This window comes from Porcipelethomonas ammoniilytica (assembly GCF_025567485.1).
In the GTDB taxonomy this organism is placed as follows: Bacteria; Bacillota; Clostridia; order Oscillospirales; family Ruminococcaceae; genus Porcipelethomonas; species Porcipelethomonas ammoniilytica.
The window spans coordinates 1-4,957 of sequence record NZ_JAOQKH010000042.1; the positions used below are offsets into that span (position 1 = coordinate 1).

At 38.1% G+C, this 4,957-nt stretch carries 5 protein-coding genes; all 5 read right to left on the reverse strand.

Annotation, left to right across the window (positions count from 1 at the left end; all coding sequences use genetic code 11):
- Positions 1–1,658: hypothetical protein (locus OCV67_RS12735; RefSeq protein WP_147644319.1), on the reverse strand; the 1,658-nt coding region annotated here is incomplete at its 3' end.
- Positions 1,659–1,782: 124 nt separating this feature from the next.
- Positions 1,783–1,926: a cyclic lactone autoinducer peptide gene (locus tag OCV67_RS12740; protein WP_178085164.1), complete on the reverse strand. Its 144-nt coding sequence runs from the start codon at positions 1,924–1,926 to the stop codon at positions 1,783–1,785.
- Complete coding sequence (locus OCV67_RS12745) at positions 1,898–2,509, reverse strand: accessory gene regulator B family protein (RefSeq protein ID WP_147644321.1); 612 nt, start codon at positions 2,507–2,509, stop codon at positions 1,898–1,900. Before OCV67_RS12745 ends, OCV67_RS12740 begins: the two co-directional genes overlap by 29 nt.
- Before the next feature lie 192 nt (positions 2,510–2,701).
- Positions 2,702–3,613, reverse strand: a complete 912-nt coding sequence (locus OCV67_RS12750) for a hypothetical protein (RefSeq protein WP_147644322.1) — start codon at positions 3,611–3,613, stop codon at positions 2,702–2,704.
- A gap of 3 nt (positions 3,614–3,616) precedes the next feature.
- On the reverse strand, positions 3,617–4,957 hold a 1,341-nt coding region (locus tag OCV67_RS12755; RefSeq protein ID WP_147644323.1), incomplete at its 5' end, for an RHS repeat-associated core domain-containing protein.

Consider the following 4,957-nt stretch of genomic DNA (forward strand, 5'->3'; position numbering starts at 1 on the left):
AAAATTATGATATGTTCTCCGGAAGAGTAAATTGCCTTGTCGCCAGATAATTCGTTTACTTCCCATGTCGGTCCCGCAAAGCGGATTTGTCCTGCCGTCCATTTGCCCTCCATGTCCTGAAGAGTTATGTATGTCCAGTTACCGCCAACATACAGCCTGTCGTCAGCGTTTGTCATCAGAATTGTGTCGTAGCAGTTTGCCTGACCGAAATCGAAGCAGTTGCCGATGTAAACCTCGCCGCCGTTTAAGTTCATCAACTGTCCTGTGCTGCCGCCCCAGCCGTCAGGAGAAGCTGTTCTGAATACAAGATTATTCTGGATAAGCAGCTTACCGCCATTAACGTTCAGAGTTGCTCCGTTGCCCGACCAGAACTGCGGCATATCGGTTGTGAACGACATGCAGTCCGCAACGCTTATGGTACAGCCGTTCAGGTCAAGATTTGTATCGTGAAGATTGAAGCTGTAGGGGAATGCTCCGCTTGCAAGTACTTTCAGATTTCTTTTGAATGCATGATCCCAGTCAAGGTCGCCGGAGGCTGAATATGCTGCTGTAAACCACGAAACATCAGCATTTTCAATTGTACCGTTGTTGTCCTTGTCCATGTATTCAAAATAATTTTCGGAACGGCCTCGTTTCTGTGCATCCGCATTTATTTTTGCAAGTCCCTGTTCGTAATCTTCCTTATTTACGATTACGTCTCCTGTCATTTCATGGTTGTATATGTAAACCCATGTATCCGGCTGACGAACTCCATTAAGCTCGCTTTGAAACGCTGCTAATTCTTCCTCGCTTGCGCCTGAAGCTTCTAAAAGCTCGTAGTCAGTATCGTTGATAACTCCGTCGAGATTAATGTCAAGATCCTGAACACTCTGCGGAAGCTCGTAATATTCATCGTCGTCAAGGCTATCATAAAAATCACAGAATGCGTTGAGGTCAGCCTGACTTATGATATTATCGCCGTCGGCGTCCATACTCGGATTGAAATCACTGTCGCCGCGGGTCGCTCCAAGACAGCTCTGAACATACGCTGAATCGGCAGCATTGATCACATCGTCGCTCCACTGATTTGCGTTATCCTCATTCCATGTAGTATCTCCGGGGACGAGAGTAACGGTGTCCAGTGAATCGCCTGAACCCACTTGAAATTTTCCTGTGCCGAAATCTTTGAGGTAAAATGGCAGATATCCGTCACACTCAAACTTTACATGATATATGTCGGAACCGCTTGCTGAAACCGTATAGTAATTGCCGTCAGCAACTTCTACACTGTTGATCTCCTCCCAGTTTCCGTTGAAAATACGCACAAAAATATGAGTGTCATCCGATGCGGCATGACCGCTGACAACACCCTTCTGTACCTTTCCTGTGATGGTAAGTCCTGTAGCAAAGGAAACTTCATCGCTGAGTTCCGCACTGTATGCAGCAATTTCTGCTTCAGGCGAGCCGAAATATTCCACTTCACCCAGACCTTCAACAGCATTTTCATATACCTGTGCAAGTTCAACCGCATTTTCGGAAAGCTGCAGGGATTCCTTTATCCCGGCAATTGTTTCCGCATGAGCGATACCCTGGGAACTGCCGTCGCCGTAGATCATTACCTGTCCTACGAACATGACGGACAGTGCGCCGGCTACTATCCTGCTTAGTTTTTTGTTCATACAATTCCTCCTTCTGAATAACTAATCAAGAGAATGCATATGTTGAATTTATGCTTAGAATCAAAGAATTTTATGCTATGACAGCATTCTCTTAATTGTTGTCTGTAAATTTTTCGCCTGTCAATCAGGACTTGCGAAGCTTTCTTACTGCTTCAGGCTCCTTCGGCTGATGACAGCCGCCCCATGATGTCGAACCTGCTGCCTTTACGGCTGCATACTTACTTGCTGATGCAAGCTTCTTAAGTATCGTATTTTTCATCTTCTTCATCTTTTTCACTTCCTTTCTCATTATGGGTTATTACAATTAACACGGCTATTGATAACTGTGTAAATGCCATTAAAATAGATGTTTGAACAGAAATTGGATAAATGGCGCAGCTTACAACAGACACCGCTGCAGTTAATGCAATGCCAATATGTCGGTTTTTCTTTTTCTGTTCTTGATCCAACGGTTTATTTTCATTCTCGACCGGTATATAATACCAAACAATCATAAATGATAAAACCAAAAACAAAATATGATACAGCATCATATACACTTTTGTATATACTGCTATTTTAGTAAAACTGAAGACAAGCATTGTTACGACACTAAATGTCAGATTACACTTGAAATATGATTTTGCATGATATCCACCTGTGAATTGACGTATTGTTACGAACATGATATAATACATAATTGAAAGAAGAAACATTTGAAAAATTGTTCCGATAATAATAGTAATAATAAATCCAAGAAGCGTTGAACAAATCGTTTCAAATCCATACTTATATATTTCAATATCATTGTAATCAATTATTCTTTTACGACATAAAAAAAGCGATATCCTTTTACTTAATTCAGAGATCATTTTTCTCACCCTAAGTAAATAATATCGCTCTTTATGTCGAAAGTCAATATTTTGTACCCCAAATGCAGATTTTGTGCCCCAAATACAAATTTGGCATTAAATTTATAATAATGCAAAGGTTATTTGAGCAAAAAAATGGAGCAAAACTTGAATTATAAACCAGGCTTTGCTCTATAAAATAATATCTATTAATTATTCCAGATTAATTATATACAAGAAGTCCTTAGGATTATTTCCGTATTGTGAAACATACAAGTATAACTGCTTCTCACTATAATATAATAATTGATGATTAACATAATCATTTTCACTGAAAAAATTATATGTTTTCAATATTTTTTCTTCAGTTAATGAATATATTGCGACCTGATATTCGTTCATCTCATTTTTACTTGAAGACTTTGATATGATTCCATAAACAGCTGCTTTTGTTCCATTTGGAGAAATATCCAGATCTCTTAGATAATAAGTGCCATTGTCAAGTAACGATGAGCAGTTAATTTCTGTGAATTCATAGGTGTCAAGATTTAACTTACTAATTCCTCTAAAATCAGCTATGAAGCTTTTTGAAAAATACAAATAATTCTCAACTACTTTTTTAGGAATATAGGCTGAATTATCATCACAGACATCTATTCGGTAATCTTCGCCCGTTTCAAGATTATATATTCCTGAACTGCTCATTGTCTCATGGTTAACAATATAATAACCAAATCTATTATTATCAATTATATTCCAAAACACAACATATTTCTCTGTCTCTTCCTTTGGAACCTCAATAAGAAGTTCTCTGTTTCCAGATGAATCTTCAAGATAAAGATTTTTGTCTTCAATAATCCTTCTTCCATCTGATAAAACATATTCATTATTATAGCTAAATGCTTTTTTATATTGAAGATAATTACTGTTTTCGAACAGACTTAAATCCAGTTCCTGAATATTATCGTTTTGAATCAAAAGATTAGCCGTTGTTTCATTAGTTTCAATTTGAGTAAGTTCTGCATGATGGTTTGCATTTGTTATCTGATTTGTTTCATATTTATTGGCACAACTCATTGAGAACAGACACATTATAAATGCAAGAAAAATAACAAGTTTTTTCATAACTTACTCCCAAAAGTCTGGATAATCGTATACATATGTTGGGTCTATTTGATACTGTTGGCGTGCTATACCACCTAAAAATTCTCCTTCAGGATAATCTCCCATTAATATTTCTAAATGCAACATTAATGTATCTTGTTCAGAAATTGTCATTAGTCCTAAAAGTTGTCCTTGTGTAACAGTATCGCCAACACGTAATTCAGTAGATATTTCGCCATATAAAGCAAAATAATCTCCATGATTAATAACAATAGCATCTGTTCCGATAAAAGTACTTGTATAAGCCACCACTTTACCATTTGCCATAGCATATACATTTTTAGGTGTTCCATCAGAACCATACAGATTATTATTTTTACTATCAACAGGATAAAAGTCAATTCCACCATGAGGAACACCATTCCATCGTGAAGAACCATAAGCAGCAGAAGGAGCATCATTTCTATAATCTGCATGTTTAACAGGAGAAGTAATATCAGGACACAAACTCTTCCACTCATTATACAGAGCAATTTCCTTTTCAGTACTGTCGCTTGAGGGCTTTGTTGTAATCTTACTACGATAAATAGCATCACCTTGGCTGTTAACACGTGCAGGAGCATCAAGTATTTGCTTAAATTTATTATCCCAATCAGTATAGAAATGTGCATCCCAAGCACTATTGACTTTGTGAGTTGGTCTTGGACAATTGACCATAAATGATGCAGCGTCAACCGCATCGTGCCCACTCGGATCAACATATCTCAAAGGATTATTCCTGCAGTATGTATAAAGATTCAAACTAAGCGGATCAGATCTTCTTCCTGCGAATGAGTCCCTGCTGATAAATCTGCCCGTACTTGGGTTATAATTCCTAGCTCTCAGATAAATGGTTGCAGTTTCCTTGTCATAGTATTCACCACAGTAACGGAAAGCATTCGTATCTGAATCAACAATATCCTTCTCAACACCAAAAGCATCATACTTGTAACTCTTAACAACAGCACCCGTTGAATCAGTAAGATTTACAACATCACCATGAGCGTTCTGTGTATAATAGGTGTACTCTGACTTGTTTCCGTTGCAGTAATTATACTTCGCAACAAGATTTGTTCCGCGAATATAGCAGTCTGCCTCATAGAACTGATTGTCAACAATGTCTGCAATAATCTGCTTGCTTCCGTCCCAGACGTGATTGATTGTTTCACCATTGACAGTCTTTTCATATCTCAGACCGCTTGCGTTGTACTTGTAGCTTGCAGTTGTTTCACCGTCGGTGAAGCCGATAAGCTGATTTAAACCATCGTAAGTATTGGTTTCAGTTTTTCCGTCAGCAGTCTTTGTAATCTGATTGCCGTTAGCGTC

Excerpts from the sequence above, each read along its gene's own strand:
- OCV67_RS12740 (WP_178085164.1), bottom strand. The coding sequence starts at position 1,926 with ATGAAGAAGATGAAAAATACGATACTTAAGAAGCTTGCATCAGCAAGT.
- OCV67_RS12745 (WP_147644321.1), bottom strand. The coding sequence starts at position 2,509 with ATGATCTCTGAATTAAGTAAAAGGATATCGCTTTTTTTATGTCGTAAA.
- OCV67_RS12750 (WP_147644322.1), bottom strand. The coding sequence starts at position 3,613 with ATGAAAAAACTTGTTATTTTTCTTGCATTTATAATGTGTCTGTTCTCA.